At 67.9% G+C, this 18,953-nt stretch carries 20 protein-coding genes; 13 read left to right on the top strand and 7 right to left on the bottom strand.

Annotated features, from left to right (window positions below; translation table 11 throughout):
- Positions 1 to 105 precede the first annotated feature (105 nt).
- The 5 genes from gshB (at position 106) to A6745_RS18705 (ending at position 4,178) form a co-directional block, all read left to right on the top strand.
- A complete protein-coding gene (gene gshB, locus A6745_RS18725) occupies positions 106 to 1,137 on the top strand; it encodes a glutathione synthase (RefSeq protein WP_066130404.1) in 1,032 nt (343 codons plus the stop codon).
- A gap of 86 nt (positions 1,138 to 1,223) precedes the next feature.
- Positions 1,224 to 1,625 carry a PTS sugar transporter subunit IIA gene (locus A6745_RS18720; RefSeq protein ID WP_066131387.1) on the top strand — a complete coding sequence of 134 codons (402 nt, stop codon included), beginning with the start codon at positions 1,224 to 1,226 and terminating at the stop codon, positions 1,623 to 1,625.
- A gap of 95 nt (positions 1,626 to 1,720) precedes the next feature.
- The gene (locus tag A6745_RS18715) at positions 1,721 to 1,990 is read left to right on the top strand and encodes an HPr family phosphocarrier protein (protein ID WP_066130402.1); all 270 of its coding nucleotides are present in this window, start codon (positions 1,721 to 1,723) and stop codon (positions 1,988 to 1,990) included.
- A gap of 85 nt (positions 1,991 to 2,075) precedes the next feature.
- Positions 2,076 to 3,785, top strand: coding sequence for a phosphoenolpyruvate--protein phosphotransferase (gene ptsP, locus A6745_RS18710; RefSeq protein ID WP_082853185.1), 1,710 nt, complete (start codon positions 2,076 to 2,078; stop codon positions 3,783 to 3,785).
- Between the two features lie 192 nt (positions 3,786 to 3,977).
- On the top strand, positions 3,978 to 4,178 hold the full coding sequence (locus A6745_RS18705) for a hypothetical protein (protein ID WP_066130399.1): 201 nt from the start codon (positions 3,978 to 3,980) through the stop codon (positions 4,176 to 4,178).
- Positions 4,179 to 4,295: 117 nt separating this feature from the next.
- On the opposite strand, the gene A6745_RS18700 is transcribed toward A6745_RS18705, so the two are convergent.
- Both A6745_RS18700 and A6745_RS18695 read right to left on the bottom strand, forming a co-directional pair.
- Positions 4,296 to 5,588, bottom strand: a complete 1,293-nt coding sequence (locus A6745_RS18700; RefSeq protein ID WP_066130396.1) for an Nramp family divalent metal transporter — start codon at positions 5,586 to 5,588, stop codon at positions 4,296 to 4,298.
- 144 nt (positions 5,589 to 5,732) lie between these two features.
- Positions 5,733 to 6,158, bottom strand: coding sequence for an OsmC family protein (locus tag A6745_RS18695; protein WP_066130393.1), 426 nt, complete (start codon positions 6,156 to 6,158; stop codon positions 5,733 to 5,735).
- Between the two features lie 140 nt (positions 6,159 to 6,298).
- Here A6745_RS18695 and lhpI point away from each other — a divergent pair, with 140 nt between their 5' ends.
- From lhpI to A6745_RS18660, 7 genes are all read left to right on the top strand, one after another.
- Complete coding sequence (gene lhpI, locus A6745_RS18690) at positions 6,299 to 7,318, top strand: bifunctional Delta(1)-pyrroline-2-carboxylate/Delta(1)-piperideine-2-carboxylate reductase (RefSeq protein WP_066130390.1); 1,020 nt, start codon at positions 6,299 to 6,301, stop codon at positions 7,316 to 7,318.
- A 139-nt stretch (positions 7,319 to 7,457) separates the two neighbouring features.
- Positions 7,458 to 8,615, top strand: a complete 1,158-nt coding sequence (locus A6745_RS18685) for an ABC transporter substrate-binding protein (protein WP_066130386.1) — start codon at positions 7,458 to 7,460, stop codon at positions 8,613 to 8,615.
- Positions 8,616 to 8,775: 160 nt separating this feature from the next.
- Entirely contained in the window at positions 8,776 to 9,717 is a 942-nt protein-coding gene (gene ehuB / locus A6745_RS18680) for an ectoine/hydroxyectoine ABC transporter substrate-binding protein EhuB (protein ID WP_156513442.1), read from the top strand.
- A gap of 15 nt (positions 9,718 to 9,732) precedes the next feature.
- Positions 9,733 to 10,374 (top strand): ectoine/hydroxyectoine ABC transporter permease subunit EhuC, encoded by a 642-nt coding sequence (gene ehuC / locus A6745_RS18675; protein ID WP_066130383.1) that lies wholly within the window; start codon positions 9,733 to 9,735, stop codon positions 10,372 to 10,374.
- The gene (ehuD, locus tag A6745_RS18670) at positions 10,371 to 11,042 is read left to right on the top strand and encodes an ectoine/hydroxyectoine ABC transporter permease subunit EhuD (protein ID WP_066130380.1); all 672 of its coding nucleotides are present in this window, start codon (positions 10,371 to 10,373) and stop codon (positions 11,040 to 11,042) included. The genes ehuC and ehuD overlap by 4 nt, the downstream gene beginning before the upstream one ends.
- Positions 11,039 to 11,809 carry an ectoine/hydroxyectoine ABC transporter ATP-binding protein EhuA gene (gene ehuA, locus A6745_RS18665; protein WP_066130378.1) on the top strand — a complete coding sequence of 257 codons (771 nt, stop codon included), beginning with the start codon at positions 11,039 to 11,041 and terminating at the stop codon, positions 11,807 to 11,809. Before ehuD ends, ehuA begins: the two co-directional genes overlap by 4 nt.
- A gap of 189 nt (positions 11,810 to 11,998) precedes the next feature.
- Entirely contained in the window at positions 11,999 to 13,108 is a 1,110-nt protein-coding gene (locus A6745_RS18660) for an NADH:flavin oxidoreductase/NADH oxidase (protein ID WP_066130377.1), read from the top strand.
- 165 nt (positions 13,109 to 13,273) lie between these two features.
- Here A6745_RS18660 and dut read toward each other — a convergent pair whose 3' ends face one another.
- From dut to A6745_RS18630, 5 genes are all read right to left on the bottom strand, one after another.
- Entirely contained in the window at positions 13,274 to 13,723 is a 450-nt protein-coding gene (gene dut / locus A6745_RS18655; RefSeq protein ID WP_066130374.1) for a dUTP diphosphatase, read from the bottom strand.
- A gap of 193 nt (positions 13,724 to 13,916) precedes the next feature.
- Complete coding sequence (locus tag A6745_RS18645) at positions 13,917 to 14,798, bottom strand: transglutaminase-like domain-containing protein (RefSeq protein ID WP_066130369.1); 882 nt, start codon at positions 14,796 to 14,798, stop codon at positions 13,917 to 13,919.
- Positions 14,795 to 15,961 carry a zinc-binding metallopeptidase family protein gene (locus A6745_RS18640; protein WP_066130363.1) on the bottom strand — a complete coding sequence of 389 codons (1,167 nt, stop codon included), beginning with the start codon at positions 15,959 to 15,961 and terminating at the stop codon, positions 14,795 to 14,797. Before A6745_RS18640 ends, A6745_RS18645 begins: the two co-directional genes overlap by 4 nt.
- 523 nt (positions 15,962 to 16,484) lie before the next feature.
- The gene (locus tag A6745_RS18635) at positions 16,485 to 17,063 is read right to left on the bottom strand and encodes a hypothetical protein (RefSeq protein ID WP_066130360.1); all 579 of its coding nucleotides are present in this window, start codon (positions 17,061 to 17,063) and stop codon (positions 16,485 to 16,487) included.
- Between the two features lie 13 nt (positions 17,064 to 17,076).
- Positions 17,077 to 17,712, bottom strand: coding sequence for a DedA family protein (locus A6745_RS18630; RefSeq protein ID WP_066130357.1), 636 nt, complete (start codon positions 17,710 to 17,712; stop codon positions 17,077 to 17,079).
- Between the two features lie 182 nt (positions 17,713 to 17,894).
- Here A6745_RS18630 and A6745_RS18625 point away from each other — a divergent pair, with 182 nt between their 5' ends.
- Positions 17,895 to 18,932 carry a metal-dependent hydrolase gene (locus A6745_RS18625; protein WP_066130350.1) on the top strand — a complete coding sequence of 346 codons (1,038 nt, stop codon included), beginning with the start codon at positions 17,895 to 17,897 and terminating at the stop codon, positions 18,930 to 18,932.
- The last annotated feature ends 21 nt before the right edge of the window (positions 18,933 to 18,953 follow it).

Here is an 18,953-nt window from a genome sequence, read left to right as displayed (position 1 = left end):
ACGCCATGTCGCCGGGGCTTGCGCTTCCGCCTCGCACGCCCCATTTAAGCTACCATGACCGTCTGTGTCCGCCTTTGTCGGCGGAGGTAACAAGCGGGTGTACTCATGCATGTCCTGTTCGTCATCGATCCCTTGCCGCTGCTCAAAGCGTACAAGGACAGTTCCGTCGCCATGATGCGGGCGCTGTCCGCGCGCGGCCATACGCTCAGCGTCACCCTGCAGGGCGATCTGTACATCGATGAAGGCATCGTCAAGGCGCGCACGACCGCCATCGAGCTGGTCGAAGGCGCCGATCTGCACGAACACGCGTGGTGGCGGGAGGTTGGCCCCCACGCCGCGCCTGACGGCTCGCTGGCCTCCGAGGGCGCGCGTCCGCCTTCGGGCGGCCGGGCGGCGAATGGCTATTCCGTTGATCTGCCGTTGTCCGCTTTCGACGCCGTGATCATGCGCAAGGACCCGCCGTTCGACATGGAATACGTGTACTCCACCCACCTGCTCGAGTATGCGCAGGCCCAGGGTGCGCGCGTGTTCAACAGCGGGGCGGCCATCCGCAACCATCCCGAGAAACTCACCATCACCGAGTTCGCCGACCTGGCCACGCCCACGCTGGTCACGCGCGACATGGATCGCCTGAAGGCCTTTCACGCGCAGCACCAGGACGTGATCGTCAAGCCTCTCGACGGCATGGGTGGCACCGGCATCTTCCGCCTGCGCGCCGAAGAACCCAACCGCAACGCCATCCTGGAAACGCTGACCGACAACGGCCAGCGCACCATCATGGCGCAACGCTACATTCCCGAGATCGTCAAGGGTGACAAGCGCATCCTGCTGATCGGCGGCGAACCCGTTCCGTATTGCCTGGCGCGCATTCCGCTGGCCGGCGAAACGCGCGGCAACCTGGCCGCCGGCGGCCGGGGCGTGGCGCAGCCGCTGTCCGACCGCGACCGCCAGATCGCCGCCACCGCCGCAGAGCGCCTGGCCGGCCGCGGCCTGCTGCTGGTGGGCCTGGACGTGATCGGCGACTACGTCACCGAAGTGAACGTCACCAGCCCCACCTGCTTCGTCGAGATCACCGAGCAAACCGGTTTCAACGTAGGAGAGATGTTCGCCAAAGCGCTGGAACGCGCGGTCGGCTGAACCTCGATATCCGCCATGCAAATACCGCCTTGCGCCCCGCGCGCGTCCTGTCCGCCGCTGTCATCGTCCTTCGGACGGATGCCATCGTGACCGGTATCGTCATCGTGGTGCATGCGCCGCTGGGCGACGCCATGCATGAACTGGCCAGCCATGTGCTGGGCGGCGTCGTCGCCGATTCGCTGGCCGTGCACGACATCCAGCCCGAAGACACGCCCGAGGTCCAGGCCCCGGCGGTGCTGCAGGACATCCTGCGGGTCGACCGTGGCGAGGGCGTGCTGGTGCTGACCGACCTGATCGGCGCCACGCCGGCCAACATCGCCAAGCGCGCGGTGGCCGATGCGCAGGCGCAGGGCACGCGCTGCTGCGTGCTGGCCGGGCTGAACACCCCCATGCTGCTGCGGGCGCTGACCTACCGCAACCTGCCGCTGGCCGACACGCGCGAGAAGGCCCTGGCGGGCGGCGTCCAGGGTTGCTTGCAGGTAGACTGACGGGCAACCGTTTTGCCCTATATCATGCGGGTATCGCGGTTTCGGACGCCAGGCGTCCGAAGCGTGCCCGGCCTGTATCGTGGTCTCAGGATCCTATGCCCAGTTCAGATATCGTCATCAGCAACAAGCTTGGCCTGCATGCGCGCGCGGCGGCCAAGTTGACGCAGCTCGCCAGCCGCTACCAGAGCGAGATCTTCATTTCGCGGGACGCCAAGCGCGTCAACGCCAAGAGCATCATGGGCGTGATGATGCTGGCCGCCGGCATGGGGGTCACGGTCCGGCTGGATGCCAGCGGCAACGACGCCGAGCAGGCCCTGGCCGACATCCAATCCCTGTTCGACAGCAAATTCGGTGAGCACGAGTAAAAAGAAGGCCGCCAAGCTGGCCGAGGCGATCGCGGCGGCGGCCGAGCAGGCAGGTGTGCCACAGCAACCCGGCGCGGTCATCGCGCTGCGCGGCAAGCCCGTGGCGCGCGGCTACGCCATCGGGCGAGCGGTCGTCCTGGGCGCCGCCGCGCTCGAGGTCGCCCACTACCGTATCGCCGCCGAAGACATTCCCGCCGAGCGCGAACGCCTGACGGACGCCCTGCGGCGGGCGCAGGACGAACTGCTCGAGATGGCGGACACGCTGCCCGAGGACGCGCCGCGTGAACTGGGCGCCATGCTCAACGTGCATCGCCTGCTGCTGGGCGATCCGTTGTTGGCCGAACCGGCGCTGGACCTGATCTCCGAACGCCAGTACAACGCCGAGTGGGCGCTGACCGCCCAGGGCCAGATGCTGGGCGAGCAGTTCGAGGCCATGGAGGACGAGTACCTGCGCGAGCGCGGGGCCGACGTGCGGCAGGCCATCGAACGCGTGCTGCTGGTGCTTTCCGGCACCCCCGCCACCTTGCCGGACACGTCGCAGGTCGACGGCGGCGAGCCGATGGTCGTGGTGGCGCATGATATTTCCCCGGCCGACATGCTGCGCCTGCGTGGCGCGCGCTTCGCGGCGTTCGTCACCGATCTGGGCGGTCCCACGTCGCACACCGCCATCGTGGCGCGCAGCATGGGCGTGCCGGCGGTGGTGGCCATGGGCAACGTGCGCGAACTGGTGCGCGATGGCGACGTGCTGATCGTCGATGGCGCCACGGGCAACGTGCTGGTCAATCCGTCGCCCCGCATCCTCGACGAATACCGCGCGCTGCAAGGCGTCTACGCCGACGAGCGCGCCGAACTGGCGCTGTTGCGCGACGTGCCGTCGATCACGCTGGACGGCATCGACATCGTCCTGCACGCCAACATCGAACTGCCTGAAGAGGCCGAACTGGCCATGGCCGCCGGCGCCGACGGCATCGGCCTGTTCCGCAGCGAATTCCTGTTCATGGGCCGCGCCACGCTGCCCACCGAAGAAGAGCAGTACGAGGCCTATGCAAGCGTCGTGAAGGTGATGGCGGGCCGTCCGGTCACCATCCGCACGCTGGACATCGGTTCGGACAAGACGCTGGACGGCGAGGCCACCGTGGCGACCAATCCGGCGCTGGGCCAGCGGGCCATCCGCTACTGCCTGGCGCGTCCCGAGATGTTCGCCACGCAACTGCGCGCCATCCTGCGCGCGTCGGCCCATGGGCCGGTGCGGCTGCTGGTGCCCATGATCGCGCACATGCACGAGGTGCAGGCCACGTTCGCGGCCATCGCGTCGGCGCGCGCCGAACTCGATGCGCGGGGCCAGGCTTACGCGGCCCACATGGAAGTGGGCGCCATGGTCGAAGTGCCGGCCATCGCCATCGCCATCGAGCCGTTCGCGCAGGCGCTGGATTTCCTGTCCATCGGCACCAATGACCTCATCCAGTACGCCCTGGCCATCGACCGGGGCGACCACGACGTGGCGTCGCTGTACGACCCGCTGCATCCCGCCGTGCTGCGGCTGGTGGCCAATACCATCAATGCCGGCGAGCGCGCCGGCAAGCCGGTGGCGGTATGCGGCGAGATGGCCGGCGATGCGCGCTACACGCGCCTGCTGTTGGGCCTGGGCCTGACCGAGTTCTCGATGCACCCGCAGCAATTGCTGGACGTCAAGCGCGAGGTGCGCCGCGCGCATTCCAATGCCTTGCGGGTCAAGGTGGCGGGCGTGATCAACCGCGCGCTGCCCGTCGATCTGGATCAACTGGATCAGGCCTGACGGCCGTCGCGGTTCCGTCCGTCTTCGCGCGGACGGAACCGGCGGCTTTGTCCCCGCGTGTTTGCCCGATGCCGTGGGGTGTACCCGCCACGCAACGGCATTGTCATATTTGCTCCAGTTTTGTTGCGACGCACCATCCGCAGGTCTAAGATGGATTCGTCAGTTTCCCGCGCACGCCTCCTGGAGAGAGCCATGAACGACATTGTCCGTAACGACATCCGCATTGCCGCCGAACCGGCCAGCAGCATCGCCGGACAGTCCCGACAGCGTTCCCGGGCTCTCCGTTTGAAGCGCCTGGGAGCTGGCTTGAGTGACGCCTGGTGCGAGATCCTGCAGGGCGTGAAGGCGGCGCGCGATGCGCATCCTGTGATTTCCGCCTACCGCCCGTCCTGATCACACCGTACCGACAGCGCTGATGGCAATCGCGCTGCCGCAAGATCGAACGGCCGCCGTGAATGCCACGGCGGCCTTTTGCATTCCCACGCTCGAAGAAGTTGCTGCGCCGCGGCATCACATCATCATCTGCGCCAGCAGATAACCGTCCAGCAGCACGATGCCCGTGGTGGCCGCCACCGCCGCCACCGACCAGGCGCCCCGCAGAGCATGGCGGCCCATCACGCTGCGGCGGCGCGCCAGCACCACCAGCGGAATCAAGGCAAAGGGCAGGGCCAGGCTCAGGATGACCTGGCTCAGCACCAGCAGGCCGTCCGGATCCTGGCCGCCGGTGGCCGTCAACAACGCCAGGGCAGCCACCCCGGCGACCGCGCGCGTGGCCAGCGCCCGGCGGCGTTCCGACCAGCCGCTGCCCGCGGGCTGGAAGCCCCGCGACAGTACGCCTCCCGCCATGACGCCGGTGATGGTCGAGCTTTGGCCGGCCGCGTACAGGGCGATCGCAAAGATGATGGCCGCGCCCGCGCCCAGCGTATGGGCGATGGCGGCGTGCGCGTCGTCCAGGCTGGCGACCACCGGGCCGGCGCCCGACAGCGAGGCCGCGGCGACGATCATGATGGCGGCATTGATCAGCATGGCGATGCCCAGCGACACGACGGTGTCGTTGCGCGCGATGCGCATGGCCAGGGGGCGGTCGGCAGGCGCCAGGTCGCGGGAGCGCTGGGCCAGCGCACCGGAATGCAGATACAGGTTGTGCGGCATCAGCGTGGCCCCCAGGATGCCCAGCGCCACCAGGAAGGCCTGCGGATCGCGCAGCGTGCGGCCGGTGTCCGCCAGGCCGGCCGCCATGGTGGCCCCCGATGGCTGCGCCTGTATCAGCAGGTACACGAAGGCGAGGGCGACGATGCCGAGCAATACCCCGATGATCTGCTCGTGCCGGCCGGCGTTGCGGCGTGCGGCATAGAACACGGCCAGCGTGCCCAGCGCGGTGACGGCCACGCCGCCCATCAGCGGCAGGCCCAGCAGCAGGCGCAATGCAATGGCGCCGCCGATCAGTTCCGCCAGCGCCGTCGCCAGGATGGCGGCTTCGCCCGCGATCCATGCGGTGCGCGCCACCGGGCGCGACAGGTGCCGGGCGGTGAGGGTGGCGAGATCCTGGCCGGTGGCCAGCGCCAGGCGGGCCGTCAGGACCTGGAAGCCCATGCCCAGCAGGGCAGCCGCGAACACGACGGCCAAGAGGCCATAGCCGAAGCCGCTGCCGCCGGCGATGTCGGTGGCCCAGTTGCCCGGATCGATGTAACCCACGGCCACCAGCAGGCCCGAACCGGCCATGGCGCGCAGGCCCGCCATGCGCGAGGCTTGCGCGGGGCGCACGGCATTGCTTCCGGACAGGGCGAGAATGAATGAGGTCATGATGCGATCCTGAGAATGGTTTTCATTCTCCAAGGTGCAAGAGAGACCGTCAAATTGATTCGAGAAAAGGATCCGATAGGTTTTACAAACCGGCCCCCCTGCGGGGAAGGGGGGATCCTTTCCTGGCCCGCATTGACGACGTGCCTAGCTCTTCAGCGAGGCATCCATCGTGATCTTGGCGTTCAGTACCTTGGACACCGGGCAGCCAGCCTTGGCCTTGTTGGCGGCTTCCTCGAAAGCCTTGGCGTCGGCGCCGGGAATGGCGGCCACGACCTTCAGGTGGATGGCGGTGATGGCGAACCCGCCATCGCTCTTGTCCAGGGTGACCTCGGCCGAGGTCTCGATGCGGTCGGCCTTCAGGCCCGCCTCGCCCAGGATGTTGGACAGGGCCATCGAGAAGCAGCCCGCGTGCGCCGCGCCGATCAGTTCCTCGGGGTTGGTGCCGGGTTCGTTCTCGAAGCGGGTGTTGAAGCCGTAGGGCTGGTCGCTGAGCGCGCCGCTCTCGGTGGAAATGGTGCCTTTGCCGGTCTTGAGATCGCCTTGCCAGACAGCGGAAGCAGTCTTCTTCATGGGGACACTCCTGAAAGGTTGGGCGTGAAGACGCCCTGGAAGGGTCTTCCATGATACGGCGGCGCGCGGCCGGGAATGTGTCCGCCAGGTTTCCAGGCACGCGATAATGCTTCGGCCCCCATAGCCCTGGAGCTGTTCCCATGCTGGTGATCGATACCGCCGCCACGCGCGGCGCGCTGGCTTTCGACTCGGTGATTCCCGTCTTGCGCGAGGCCTTCCGCGGCGGGGTGACGGTGCCGCCGCGCCACGTGCACGCCATCGAGTCCGGCGGCGCGCATGGCACCTCGCTGATCATGCCCGCCTGGAACGCGCAGGGATATTTCGGTGTAAAGATCATCAACATTTTTCCCGGGAACACGCGCCAGGGCCTGCCAGGCCTGCACGCCACCTATACGCTGTACAGCGCCAGCACGGGCGTGCCGCTGGCCCAGGTGGACGGCGATGTGGTGACAGCCTTCCGCACCGCCGGCGCGGCCGCGCTGGGGGCGTCCTACCTGGCGCGCACGGACGCGCGCACCTTGCTGATCGTCGGTTCGGGCCGCATTGCCGGGTTGCTCGCCCAGGCGATGCGCGCGGTGCGGCCGATCGAGCGGGTGTTGGTGTGGAACGTGCGGCCCGCGGGGGCGCAAGCGTTGGCGCGGACGCTGGCGGAGCAGGGCATGGATGCCCAGGCGGTGACCGGCCTGGAGCAGGCGGTGCGCCAAGCCGACATCGTCAGTTGCGCGACGCTGTCCACCGAGCCGCTGGTGCGGGGCGCATGGCTGCGTCCGGGCACGCACCTGGATCTGGTCGGCAGTTTCAAGCCCGAGATGATCGAGGCCGATGCCGATTGCTTTGCCCGGGCGTCGGTCTACGTGGACACCGACGAGGCGCCCACGAAGGCGGGCGATCTGCTGGCGGCCTTCGCCGCCGGCACGCTGGCGCGCGACGGTTTGCGGGGCACGCTGTTCGACCTGGTGGCGGGCCGCGTGCCGGGCCGCGCCGACGACGCCGAGATCACCGTGTTCAAGGCCGTGGGCAGCGCGCTGGAAGACCTGGCGCTGGCCGCGCGGGTATATGAGGCTGTCGCCGATCCGGCCGTCCGTGGCCCGTCGGGCGGCATCCCGTCCGGGGACGGTCCCGCGCACGGCGCCGCGCCGGCGCGCAAAAACCAGGCCTGAGCGGGGCAGGACTACGTGGCAACCCTGTGACGGCAGGGTGATCCGTTGAGGCACAATGACGTTTTTGCGACTATCTGGCGCGTGTGCCGCACGCGCCTGGCCGCCGCCAACCATCGACCAACCCCACCGGATCCCCTCAATGTCTCACGCGCTTGCCCGCCTTGCCGCCGTCGTCGCGGTCGCGCTTCCCGCCCTGTCCGCCCAGGCCGAAGTGGTCATCGGCGTGGACCTGTCCACGACAGGCCCCGCCGCCGCCATCGGCATCCAGAGCAACAACGCCGTGCGCATGTGGCCGGCCACGCTGGGCGGCGAACCGGCGCGCTATGTCGTGCTGGACGATGCCACCGACGTCAGCCGTTCGGTGCGCAACATGCGCAAGCTGACCTCCGAGGACAAGGTCGACGCCATCGTCGGCCCCAACACCACGGCTGCCGCCGTGGCCGGCCTGGACGTGCTGGCCGAGACGGGCACGCCGATGGTGGCGCTGGCCGCCTCGGCCGTCATCGTCGAGCCGCAAACGGATCCCAAGCGCCAATGGGCTTTCAAGATGCCGCAGAACGATACGCTGATGGCGTCGGTGCTGGTCGAGGACATGAAGCGCAAGGGCGTGCATACGGTGGGCTTCATCGGTTTCGGCGATTCCTATGGCGACAGTTGGTGGCAGGCCTTCAACGCCGCCGCCGGCGACAGCGTGAAGATCGTGGCGCAGGAGCGTTTCCAGCGCACCGACGCCTCGGTGGTGGGCCAGGCGCTGAAGATCATCGCGGCCAAGCCCGACGCCGTGCTGGTCGCGGGGGCGGGAACGCCCGCCGCGCTGCCGCAGAAGACGCTGCTCGAGCGCGGTTACACCGGCACCATCTACCAGACCCACGGTGTCGGCACCCTGGAGTTTCTGCAGGTGGGTGGCAAGGACGTCGAGGGCACGCTGTTCCCCACCGGCCCGGGCGTGGTGGCGCGCGAGTTGCCGGACGGCAACCCGGTGAAGCAGGTAGCCGTGGCGTTCGCCGACAAGTACGAAGCCCAGTACGGCGCCAACACGCTGACCCAGTTCGCGGGTGACGCCTACGGAGCCTGGATGCTGCTGGATTCCGCCGTGGGCCGCGCGCTGAAGACGGGCGCCAAGCCCGGCACGCCCGAGTTCCGCAAGGCCCTGCGCGATGCGCTGGAAAACACGAAAGACCTGATCGTGCCCAATGGCGTGCTGAACATCTCGGCCAAGGATCACCAGGGCTTCGACGAACGCGCCCGCGTGATGGGCGTGGTGCGCAACGGGCGCTTTTCGTACGCCCAGCAATAGCGTTTGGTTACGTGCTTCGCGCCCCGCGGCGCGCTATCTCCCTGGAAGGCAGGCACGCGCCTGCCTTCTTTTTTGTGACATATGATTCGTATTCAAATGATTTGATGGGATATCATTTTGAGAAAATCAATTTCGCTACAAATCATGGGAGGAAAAGAACATGGCACTTCATGCCCCCGCCGCGAAACGGCTTTTGCTGGCGGCTGGACTGACGCTGGCGCTGGCCGCGTGCGATTCCCGCAGCGGCGCGGGCGATAGCGCCAGCGCCGCCAAGCCGGCCACGGCCGCGCAGTCGGACGCGTCCGCCGGTGGCGACACCCTGGCCGCTGCCCGCAAGGCCGGCACCATCCGCATCGGCTACGCCAACGAAGCGCCCTATGCGTACATGGACAGCAAGGAGGCGAAAGTCACCGGCGAGTCCGTCGAAATCGCCCGAGTCGTGCTCAAGCGGATGGGCGTGAACGAAGTGGAGGGCGTGCTGACCGAGTTCGGTTCGCTGATCCCTGGCCTGCAGGCCAAGCGCTTCGACATCATCGCGGCCGGCATGTACGTCACTCCCACGCGCTGCGAGCAGGTGGCCTTTTCCAATCCCACCTATGGCGTGGGCGAGGCCTTCCTGGTGCGGAAGGGCAACCCCAAGAACCTGCACAGCTACGAAGACGTGCTGAAAAGCCAGGACGCCCGCCTGGGCGTCGTGGTGGGCGCCATCGAGGGCGAATACGCCGAGAAGCTGGAGATCCCATCCGATCGCGTCATCGTATTTCCTGACGCCGTCAGCGCGCTGTCCGGCGTGCAGGCGGGCCGCGCGGATGCCTACGCGGCCACGGCGCTGACCATCGCCGACCTGATGACCAAGGTGACCGACCAGCCGGTGGAGCGCGCCGACCCCTTCACCGATCCCGTCATCGAGGGGGCGGACGTGCGCGGCTACGGCGCCTATGCCTTCCGCAAGGAAGACCAGGCCTTCGCCGACGCCTTCAATGCCGAACTGGCCAAGCTGATCGGCAGCGAAGCGCATCGCAAGCTGGTCGAGCCCTTCGGCTTCAGCAAGGCGGAATTGCCGGGCGACGTGACGGCGGCCAAGCTGTGCGGCGCGAAATAACGGGGAGCCAGACACATGGATGACAGTGTTTCCATACTGCCGCCGCTGCTGGAAGGCCTGGCGGTCACGCTGCAGATCACGATAGGAGCGGCCTTGCTGGCCGTGCCATTGGCGCTGGCCGCCGGGTTGGGCCGCATGTCGGGCAGCCGGCTGGTGCGCGGCGTGTCGATGACGTACGTGGAGGTCTTTCGCGGCACGTCGGCGCTGGTGCAGCTGTTCTGGTTCTACTTCGTGCTGCCGCTGCTGGGCGTGAAGCTGCCCGCGCTGCTGGTCGGCATCGTGGTGCTGGCCGCCAATGCGGGGGCCTACGGCGCGGAAGTGGTGCGCGGCGCCATCACGGCGGTGCCGCAGGGCCAGCGCGAGGCCGCCCTGGCGTTGAACTTCACGCGCGGGCAGATCATGCGCCGCGTGGTGCTGCCGCAGGCCTTTCCCGCCATGCTGCCGCCCGCCGGCAATCTGGCCATCGAGCTGCTGAAGAACACCGCGCTGGTGTCGCTGATCACCATCACCGACCTGACCTTCCGCGGGCAACTGCTGCGCAGCGATACGCTGCGCACCACCGACATCTTCGTGACGGTGCTGTTGATGTACTTCGCGGTGGCCCTGCTGATCACGGGCGGCATCCGCCTGCTCGAACGGAGGTTCAAGGTCCGATGAACCCGATATTCGACTGGAATTTCGCATTCGAAATCCTGCCCACCCTGGCCGACGCCCTGGTCATCACGGTGCAGGCCACGGTGATCGGCATGCTGCTGGCCGTCACGCTGGGCCTGGTGCTGGCGATGCTGCGCCGCGCGCCCTTGTGGATCGTCTCGGCTCCCGCCGCGCTGTTCATCGAGTTCGTGCGCAGCACGCCGCTGCTGGTGCAGATGTATTTCCTGTTCTACGTGCTGCCCGTCACCGGCATCAGCCTGTCGCCGCTGACCACCGGCATCCTGGCGTTGGGCGTGCATTACGCCGCGTACTGCGCCGAGGTCTACCGGGCCGGCATCGAGGCGGTGCCGCGCGGGCAGGTCGAGGCCGCCACGGCGTTGAACCTGTCGCGCTGGCGCACCGCCGTCGGCGTGGTGCTGCCGCAGGCCATTCCGCCCGTGGTGCCGGCGCTGGGCAACTATCTGGTGGCCATGTTCAAGGACACGCCGCTGCTGTCGGCCATCACCGTGGTCGAGCTGCTGCAGCAGAGCAAGATGATCGGGTCGAGCACCTTCCGCTACACCGAGCCGCTGACCATGGTGGGGGTGATGTTCCTGGTGCTTAGCCTGGCCGCCGCGTGGTGCGTGCGCCGCGTGGAAGGCCGTCTGAAACTGATTGGAGGAAAACGATGAGCGCAAGCATCACGCTGAAGAAATTGACCAAGCGATATGGCGACCTGGAAGTGCTGCGCGGCATCGACCTGGAGATTCCCTCGGGGCAGACCGTCTCGGTGATCGGGCCCTCGGGGTCGGGCAAGTCCACGCTGCTGCGCATGCTGATGACGCTGGACCGGCCCACCAGCGGCGAGATCGAGATCGACGGCGAGCCCATGTGGCACGACGCCAGCGGCAATGTCATGGGCCCGCATTCTTCGCACGTGCGCAAGGTGCGCGGCAAGATCGGCATGGTATTCCAGCACTTCAACCTGTTCCCGCACAAGACCGCGCTGGGCAACGTGATCGAGGCGCCCATCCACGTCGAGGGCATCAGCCGCGACGAGGCCGTGACGCGCGGCCGCGAATACCTGGAACTGGTCGGCCTGGGCGACAAGCTGGATGCCTATCCGGCGCAGTTGTCGGGTGGCCAGAAGCAGCGCGTGGGGATCGCCCGCGCGCTGGCCATGCGGCCCGAGATCATGCTGTTCGACGAAGTGACCTCGGCGCTGGATCCGGAGCTGGTGGGCGGCATCCTGCAGATCATGCGCGATCTGTCGGCCAAGCGCACCATGACCATGCTCATCGTCACCCACCAGATGAAATTCGCCGAGCGCTCGTCCGACCGCACGCTGTTCTTCGACGAAGGCAACATCGTGGAAGACGCCGAATCGGCCACGCTGTTCAGCGCGCCGAAAGAGGCGCGCACGCAGCAGTTCCTGCAATCGGTGATCGAGGCGGAATAGGCCGCTGGCGGTTGCGGGATGCGGCCAGCCGGGCATGCCTGGCCGCGCATAACCGTCATCGCGGCATGGCGATGGCGGCGGCGGCGCGTGGGCGCGGCTATGCTTGGGCCTTTCCGTCCCGGCACGCCGCATCGAGCGCAGCCGGGCCGTCACGGGCGCCGCCCGGATCGCCACGCGCGTAGGAACCCCATGAGCCTGCTTTTCTCCCCCATCCAGCTCGGCAACGTCACGCTGGACAACCGCGTCATCATCGCTCCCATGTGCCAGTACTCCGCCCAGGAAGGCTGTGCCAACGATTGGCACATGATCCACCTGGGCCATCTGGCCTTGTCGGGCGCCGGCCTGCTGATCGTCGAGGCCACCGCCGTCGAATCCGACGGCCGCATCACCCCGGGCGACCTGGGCCTGTGGTCGGATGAAACCGAAGCCGCCCTGGCGGCGGTCGTGCAGGCGATCCGCCGCCATTCGCCGATCAGGCTGGGCATCCAGCTGGGCCACGCCGGCCGCAAGGCCTCCAGCCGGGCGCCGTGGGAAGGCGGCCAGCAGATCCCGGTGGCCGAGGGCGGCTGGCTCGCGCATGCGCCGTCCGCGGTGCCGCACCTGGACAGCGAACTGCCGCCGCGCGCCCTGGACGCCGAGGGCCTGGCGCGCATCAAGCAGGCCTTCGTCGACAGCGCGCTGCGCGCCGACCGGCTGGGCTTCGAGGTGATCGAGCTGCACGCCGCGCACGGCTATCTGCTGCACGAGTTCCTGTCGCCGATCTCCAACCGGCGCGACGATGCGTATGGCGGCCCGCTCGAGAACCGCATGCGCTTTCCGCTGGAAGTATTCCAGGCGGTCCGCGCGGCATTGCCCGCCAAGACGCTGGGCGTGCGCGTGTCGGCCACCGACTGGGTCGATGGCGGCTGGGACGCCGGCCAGACCGTGGCGTTCGCCCAGGCCTTGAAGGCGCTGGGCTGCGATTTCATGGATGCGTCCAGCGGCGGCGTGTCGCCGCGCCAGCAGATCACGCTGGGGCCGGGATACCAGGTGCCGTTCGCGCAGCGGATCAAGCGCGAGACGGGCCTGCCGACGATGGCGGTGGGCCTGATCACCGAGGCGCGGCAGGCCGAGCAGATCCTGCAGGAAGAGCAGGCGGACATGATCGCGCTGGCGCGCGGCATGCTGTATGACCCGCGCTGGGCCTGGCATGCCGCGGCCGAACTGGGCGCGCAGGTGAAGGCCCCGCATCAGTACTGGCGCTCGCAGCCGCGCGACCAGAAGGCGTTGTTCGGGGATATCCGGACGGGTCAGCGTTGAGGCCTGGGCCGGGACGCCTGGTGCGCGGTATCCCGGCCTGCCTTGCAATATGTCTGATGCCGTGGCGAGCCGGCAGCGGCGCCATTGGCGCCGCGCGGACGTGGCGCGGGCCGAACCCGCGCGCGCCAGATGGCTTGTCTCAAGGACTGCCCGGGCAGTCCGCCCTCAGCCGCGCCCCGTGCTGCCGAAGCCGCTGGCGCCGCGATCGGACGCATCGAAGTCATCGACCACATTGAACGACACCTGCAGCACCGGCACGATCACCAGCTGGGCCAGGCGGTCCATGGGCTGCAAGGTGAATTCGGCGGCGCCACGGTTCCAGGTCGAGACCATCAACTGGCCCTGGTAATCGGAGTCGATCAGGCCGACCAGGTTGCCCAGCACGATGCCGTGCTTGTGGCCCAGGCCCGAGCGCGGCAGGATCATCGCGGCGTAACCGGGATCGGCGAGGTGGATGGCCAGGCCCGTGGGCACCAGCACCGTGGCGCCGGGGGCGATGGTCAGCGGCGCATCCAGGCAGGCGCGCAGGTCCAGGCCGGCCGAGCCGGGCGTGGCATAGGCGGGCAGGTACTCGCGCATGCGCGCGTCCAGGATCTTCAGGTCGACGGAATTCATGGTGGGGGACATCAGGGTAGGGCAAGGCGCCATGCGCTCGGGGTCACAAGGGTACCAAAGAACCGAGGCCGGGCTCCGCCTGGCCGCGCCCACGGCGATGCGCGGGCTCGCGGCGGCCGCTGCCCGGCGCAAATGGCGGCACGATCTGGCGGATACCGCGCGTGGCCTGGGCATCGGGCAGCGCCGCCGCCGTCTAGGGCGTATCCGTTGAGATGGCGTAGTGCGTGAGATAAGGCCGGACGACGCCGGCTGGAATGTCCTCCATGGCGACGGCGTGCACCTTCGGTCCGGTGCTGGGCGTGACGTCGCCAAACATCGTCGCGAACGACACGTCCGCGGCATCCCGGCCCGTGCCTATCCGCACGAAACCCATCGGCACGCCAGTGCCCGATGGATCGAAGATGTACCACCGGTCCCCGACGTAGGCTTCGACGTAGGCATGGAAATCTGGTGGACCGATCGCTGGATCGGCGCCATAGTCGGTGCCCGTGGTGAAGCGCGCGGGGATGTTCAGGCACCGGCATAGGGTGATCATCAGATGGGCGAAGTCCCGGCACACGCCGGCCTGGCCCAGCAAGGTGTCGACTGCCGACGTGCTGGACCCCGACGTGTTCGGCAAGTAGGTAATTTCCTTCTGCACCCAGGCCATGATGGCCTGAACCCGGGCATACCCCGGCGCCATACGGCCGAACTGCTTCATGGCGATTCTCATGAGCTTGTCCGATTCGCAGTAGCGGCTGGGATACAGGTATCCCAGCGTGGCCAGGGGCAGGTCGCGGATGGCCACCTCGGGTAGCCGGTCCGGCTCTGCGCGATGGTGCTGTAGTTCGAGGGTGGCACGATAGGCCACCTTCAGCGGGCCCGGCATGGCGCGCAGCCGCATGTAGCGGTTTCCGGTCAACACCTCTGTCTGGACGTCGACAGCAATGGGCTGGTTCAGCGACACGTGTTCGCTGGACACCGACTGGCGGGGGGTATGGGCGGCATGGATGTTGAAGATGAAATCCGCGCCATAAGGACCGATTTCGTACTCCAGATCGGCGCGCAGGTCGATACGTACCTTTTCCTTCGTCATGTTCCTGCCGTCCGTGCCGGAATATCGGCCATGTCCTGGGACACGACGCAATGGATGAAATGCAGTTTCGCGACCGCAGCATGGGGCAGCACGAAGGGATAGAAATCGTGCTGTCCCATCGCCCGGGACATCTCGTTCATGACGCTCGTGATACGTACCCATCGGTTAAGCATGTCCAGGAATATCTCCTTGTTGGACGCGTCTGGCCGCCACAGGTCGGCAGGACCGAAAGTCGAGCGTTCGTCCTCCTCGTGCGCCCCCTCGATGCCGAAGCTCACCGCGGTGTCCAGCGTATCGCGCAGGTGCAGATAATGCGACCAGGTCTCCGCCCAATCTTCATAGGGATGGATGCTCGCGTAGGCACTGACGAACCGTTGCGGCCAGTCCTCTGGCGGGCCGCCGCTGTAGTTCGCCTCCAGCGCGCTGCGATAGTCCTGGCGCTCGTCACCGAAGAGCTGCCGCCCTTCTGGTTGCCAGGGCTTGCCCTTCACCAGCCGGTCCCAGTAGTAATGACCGACTTCATGGCGAAAATGGCCGAGCAGGGTCCGGTAGGGCTCGCCCATGACGACCCGGATGCGTTCGCGCGCCGCGTCGTCGGCCTCTTCCAGATTGATGGTGATGATGCCGCCCGCATGGCCGGTCATCACGCGTCGCTGCCCATCGACGCTGCAGAGGAAGTCATACGCCAGGCCGTGTTCCGGGTCTTCCGAGACCTTTGACGCCACGGGAAGGCCCAGCCCGATCAATTGCGACACCAGCCTGCGCTTGGCCCGTTCCATGCCGAGCCACAATGGAGGATTGCGCGGCTGGGAAAGATCGGGAATGGTGCGGTTGAGGCGGCACGAGCGGCAGAAACGCACGGTTTCGCCCTCGTCCGGTTCGATCAGCCAATTGCATGCCGCCGCGGTGGCAAAATTTGCGCACCGCCGATATAGCGGAGCACTGCCGTCCCTGTCTGCCGTGATACGCCACGTCTGCGGCCGGTGACCGGGCCAGAGCGGATAGACGTTGTGCCGCGAGGGGACGTAGCCCAGCGCGGCGCCACAGGCCAGGCACTGGGTGTTCCTGAAAAATATCCGCCGGCGGCATACGCATCGATAGGCGCGGGGTTTCCAAGCCGCCTCGGGGGGGCTGCGTTGCACTGCGGGTGATGGGCTCTTCATGTTCTGCGCCTGTTGTGGTGCCGTCGTGCCGGGACGGCGCTGCCCTGAGCGTCCGACACTCAGCGGACGGACGGGCCGGGTTCGGCGGTGCGGGCGTGGGCCTGCGCGCTCCGGGCAGTGGATAGGGGGGCTTGAGTCGTGGCCGGGCCAGTGCGCGCCAATTCAGCCGTGCCTCGGCCGTGGCGGCGTGCGCTTGGCAGGAGAGGGCGGCGGCGGTCCTGATGCTTGCCGGGGTGGGAGAGGGGCGGCGCAGGCGAATGCCGCAGCGACCTCCGAGCCTGCTCGGTGCTCACGCTGGGTGATGACATGTCGCCTGCATCGGATCGACCACCCAAGCCTACAGGAGCGGCGGGCTGACGCCTACCGTTCATTTGCAAAAGAAGTGTCCGGCAGGGCCGCGCGCCCGATTGTCTGGATTCCCCTTCCGGCCGCAGCGGGGCACCGCACTCTCTTCGTAACATCGTGCAAAGCGCGGTTTGGCGTGCGGTGTCGCGCTCTGCGGGCACCTCGCCCGCCGGGGGCGTCAAGCGTCGCCGCCCTTGCCCAGCGAATCCAGTTTTCCATACTGCGGCAACGCCCCTTGCCGCGCCTTGGCTCGCAGGCCGCGTGCCGACTTGAACAGCATCAGGGACACGAAGCCCCAGAACAGCGCCGGGAAGAAGTTTTCCATCCGCACCGGCTCGTTGTTCAGCGCGCCGATCACGGTGGTGACGGCATTCCAGGCCAGCAGCGCCGCGATGATCGTCATCACGAACGCCACGCGGCGATGCGAGGCCAGCTTGGCCAACTGCGGCGACGCCTCGGGCGACCCCGCCGCGAAGCCGCCCGGCGTACCGCGCTGCGGCCGGGGGACCGGCTTGGCGGACGAGGGCGGCGGCTTGCCGTCGTTGCGGCCCCAGCCGGTATCCCATTGCGAGGCCTGCGGCCCGCCGGGCACGGCATCGGGGAACTGCTGTTCCTGGTGCGCGATGGCCTGGCGCCGGGTCTTTTTCTCGGCGCGGGTGGGCTTGACCACCTGGCCGGGCGCCTGCATGCCGGTGCGGCCCAGGGCCTCGACGTAGCTGGCGAAATCGCCGTTCTTGGGTTCTCCGGGCAGGCTCATGGTGGGGTTCCGGTCAGTTGCCGCGGCGTTCGGTGGCGGGGCGGCGCTTGCGCATCAGCATGTGCAGCAGGCCGCCGCCGATCAGGATCGAAGCGACCACGCCCACCCCCAGGGTGAGCTGCTGGGCGTCGCGGGCCGCGCCCAGGCCACGCGCGGTGAGATAGCCGGGCGCCAGCATCAGCGGCAGCCACAGCACGGCCGACAGCACGTTGGCCGCCTGGAAGCGCCAGTGATCCATGCGCATCACGCCGGCCACGGTGGGCACGGTCGAACGCAGCGGGCCCAGGAAGCGGCCGATCACCACCGAGGCGAACCCGAAGCGCCAGAAGAACAGCCTTGCCCGCGCGACGTTGGCGCGCTGGCGGCTCAGCGGCCAGCGGCGCAGCACGCCCGGACCCATCCAGCGGCCGATGGCATAGGAAACGGCATCGCCCACCACGGCGCCCGCCACGCCCCAGGCCAGCACGCTCCAGGGCGACAGCGTGCCCGAACCGATCAGGCCGCCGGTGATCAGCAGCAGGGCGGTGGCGGGGATGAACAGGCCGACCACCAGCAGCGATTCGCCCAGCGTCAGCAGAAACGTGATCAGCCCAGCCCATTCCTGGTTGGCCTGGATGAAGGCGCCAACCTGTTCGATGTATGTGTCCATGTATTGATGAGAAAGCCCGAGCGTCCTGTATCTTAACGCCTGCCCGAATGGGCCGCGCGGGGCGGCGCCGGGCTGGCGAAAGGGGTTTCGCGTCGAACCCGTGGCTGTGCGTAAAACACCCTCTTCAGAGGGGTGTCCGGCGCCAGGGGCGGGTTCAACGCATTTTCGGGATTGAAGTATCCATGGATTCTGTGACGCAAGCGGTGCTGGGCGCCGGCATACAGGGCGCGCTGCTGGGACGCTCGCAGGGACGTAAAGCCCTGCTGTATGGCGCCATGCTGGGCACGCTGCCCGATCTGGACGTGCTGGTGCGCTATGCCGATCCGGTGTCGTCCATGACCTATCACCGCGGCTTCTCGCATTCGGTGTTCGTGCTGACCGCGCTGGCCGCCCTGATGGCCTGGCTGATCCGCAAGCGATGGCCGCAGGCGCCATACAGTCCATGGCGGTTGCTGCTGACCCTCTGGCTGGTGCTGATCACCCATCCCGTACTGGATGCGTTCACGGTCTATGGCACGCAGCTGTTCTGGCCGCTGGCCTGGACGCCTGAAAGCTGGTCGGCCATCTTCATCATCGATCCGGTCTATACGCTGCCCATGCTGTTCGCGGTGGCGGCGGCGGGCATGGCCGGCGTCACCGCGCGCACGCAGCGCGCCATGGCGGCCACGGTGGTGTTCGGTGCGCTCTATCTGTTGGCCGGCCTGGCCGGGCGTTGGCAGGCCGAGCAGCGGGTGCTGGCCGAACTGGGCCGGCAGGGGGTGCCGGTCGACCGCGTCATCGGCACCCCCATGCCCTTCAATACCTTGTTGTGGCGTGTCGTGGCGACCACCCCCGAAGGCGATTACTACGAAGGCGTCAGCGGCTGGCTGGACCGCTCGCCGCCCGAGACCCTGCGCCTGTCGCGCCATGCGGATCTGGCCGCCGCGCTGGAAGACGTGCCGCTGCACCAGCGCCTGCGCTGGTTCACCGACGACTGGCTGCGCTACGACGCCTTGGGCGATGCGCTGGTGGTGACCGACCTGCGCATGGGGATCGCGGGGTATTACACCTTTCGTTTCGTGATGGCCGAGCGCGGCGCGGATGGGCAGTGGCTGCCGGTCACGCCGTACCGCCATCCCAGCTCGCGGGGCGGAGGCGATGAACTGCGGCTGATGATGGCGCGCATCGTCGATGGCTCGCCATTGCCGCTGGCCGCGTGGTCCGAAGAAGCCTTGCGCTAGCGTGGCTTGCGACAAGCCTGT

The sequence above is a fragment of the Bordetella ansorpii genome, from assembly GCF_900078705.1.
GTDB classification, from domain to species: domain Bacteria; phylum Pseudomonadota; class Gammaproteobacteria; order Burkholderiales; family Burkholderiaceae_B; genus Bordetella; species Bordetella ansorpii_A.
Note: the sequence above shows the minus strand (reverse complement) of the source record. Positions and strands in the feature narration are given on the sequence as shown.

What these genes read in the sequence shown, in the direction of transcription:
- gshB (WP_066130404.1), top strand. Translation starts at nt 106, where the DNA reads ATGCATGTCCTGTTCGTCATCGATCCCTTGCCGCTGCTCAAAGCGTAC.
- A6745_RS18715 (WP_066130402.1), top strand. Translation starts at nt 1,721, where the DNA reads ATGCCCAGTTCAGATATCGTCATCAGCAACAAGCTTGGCCTGCATGCG.
- A6745_RS18705 (WP_066130399.1), top strand. Translation starts at nt 3,978, where the DNA reads ATGAACGACATTGTCCGTAACGACATCCGCATTGCCGCCGAACCGGCC.
- A6745_RS18700 (WP_066130396.1), bottom strand. Translation starts at nt 5,588, where the DNA reads ATGACCTCATTCATTCTCGCCCTGTCCGGAAGCAATGCCGTGCGCCCC.
- A6745_RS18695 (WP_066130393.1), bottom strand. Translation starts at nt 6,158, where the DNA reads ATGAAGAAGACTGCTTCCGCTGTCTGGCAAGGCGATCTCAAGACCGGC.
- lhpI (WP_066130390.1), top strand. Translation starts at nt 6,299, where the DNA reads ATGCTGGTGATCGATACCGCCGCCACGCGCGGCGCGCTGGCTTTCGAC.
- A6745_RS18685 (WP_066130386.1), top strand. Translation starts at nt 7,458, where the DNA reads ATGTCTCACGCGCTTGCCCGCCTTGCCGCCGTCGTCGCGGTCGCGCTT.
- ehuB (WP_156513442.1), top strand. Translation starts at nt 8,776, where the DNA reads ATGGCACTTCATGCCCCCGCCGCGAAACGGCTTTTGCTGGCGGCTGGA.
- ehuC (WP_066130383.1), top strand. Translation starts at nt 9,733, where the DNA reads ATGGATGACAGTGTTTCCATACTGCCGCCGCTGCTGGAAGGCCTGGCG.
- ehuD (WP_066130380.1), top strand. Translation starts at nt 10,371, where the DNA reads ATGAACCCGATATTCGACTGGAATTTCGCATTCGAAATCCTGCCCACC.
- ehuA (WP_066130378.1), top strand. Translation starts at nt 11,039, where the DNA reads ATGAGCGCAAGCATCACGCTGAAGAAATTGACCAAGCGATATGGCGAC.
- A6745_RS18660 (WP_066130377.1), top strand. Translation starts at nt 11,999, where the DNA reads ATGAGCCTGCTTTTCTCCCCCATCCAGCTCGGCAACGTCACGCTGGAC.
- dut (WP_066130374.1), bottom strand. Translation starts at nt 13,723, where the DNA reads ATGAATTCCGTCGACCTGAAGATCCTGGACGCGCGCATGCGCGAGTAC.
- A6745_RS18645 (WP_066130369.1), bottom strand. Translation starts at nt 14,798, where the DNA reads ATGACGAAGGAAAAGGTACGTATCGACCTGCGCGCCGATCTGGAGTAC.
- A6745_RS18640 (WP_066130363.1), bottom strand. Translation starts at nt 15,961, where the DNA reads ATGAAGAGCCCATCACCCGCAGTGCAACGCAGCCCCCCCGAGGCGGCT.
- A6745_RS18635 (WP_066130360.1), bottom strand. Translation starts at nt 17,063, where the DNA reads ATGAGCCTGCCCGGAGAACCCAAGAACGGCGATTTCGCCAGCTACGTC.
- A6745_RS18630 (WP_066130357.1), bottom strand. Translation starts at nt 17,712, where the DNA reads ATGGACACATACATCGAACAGGTTGGCGCCTTCATCCAGGCCAACCAG.
- A6745_RS18625 (WP_066130350.1), top strand. Translation starts at nt 17,895, where the DNA reads ATGGATTCTGTGACGCAAGCGGTGCTGGGCGCCGGCATACAGGGCGCG.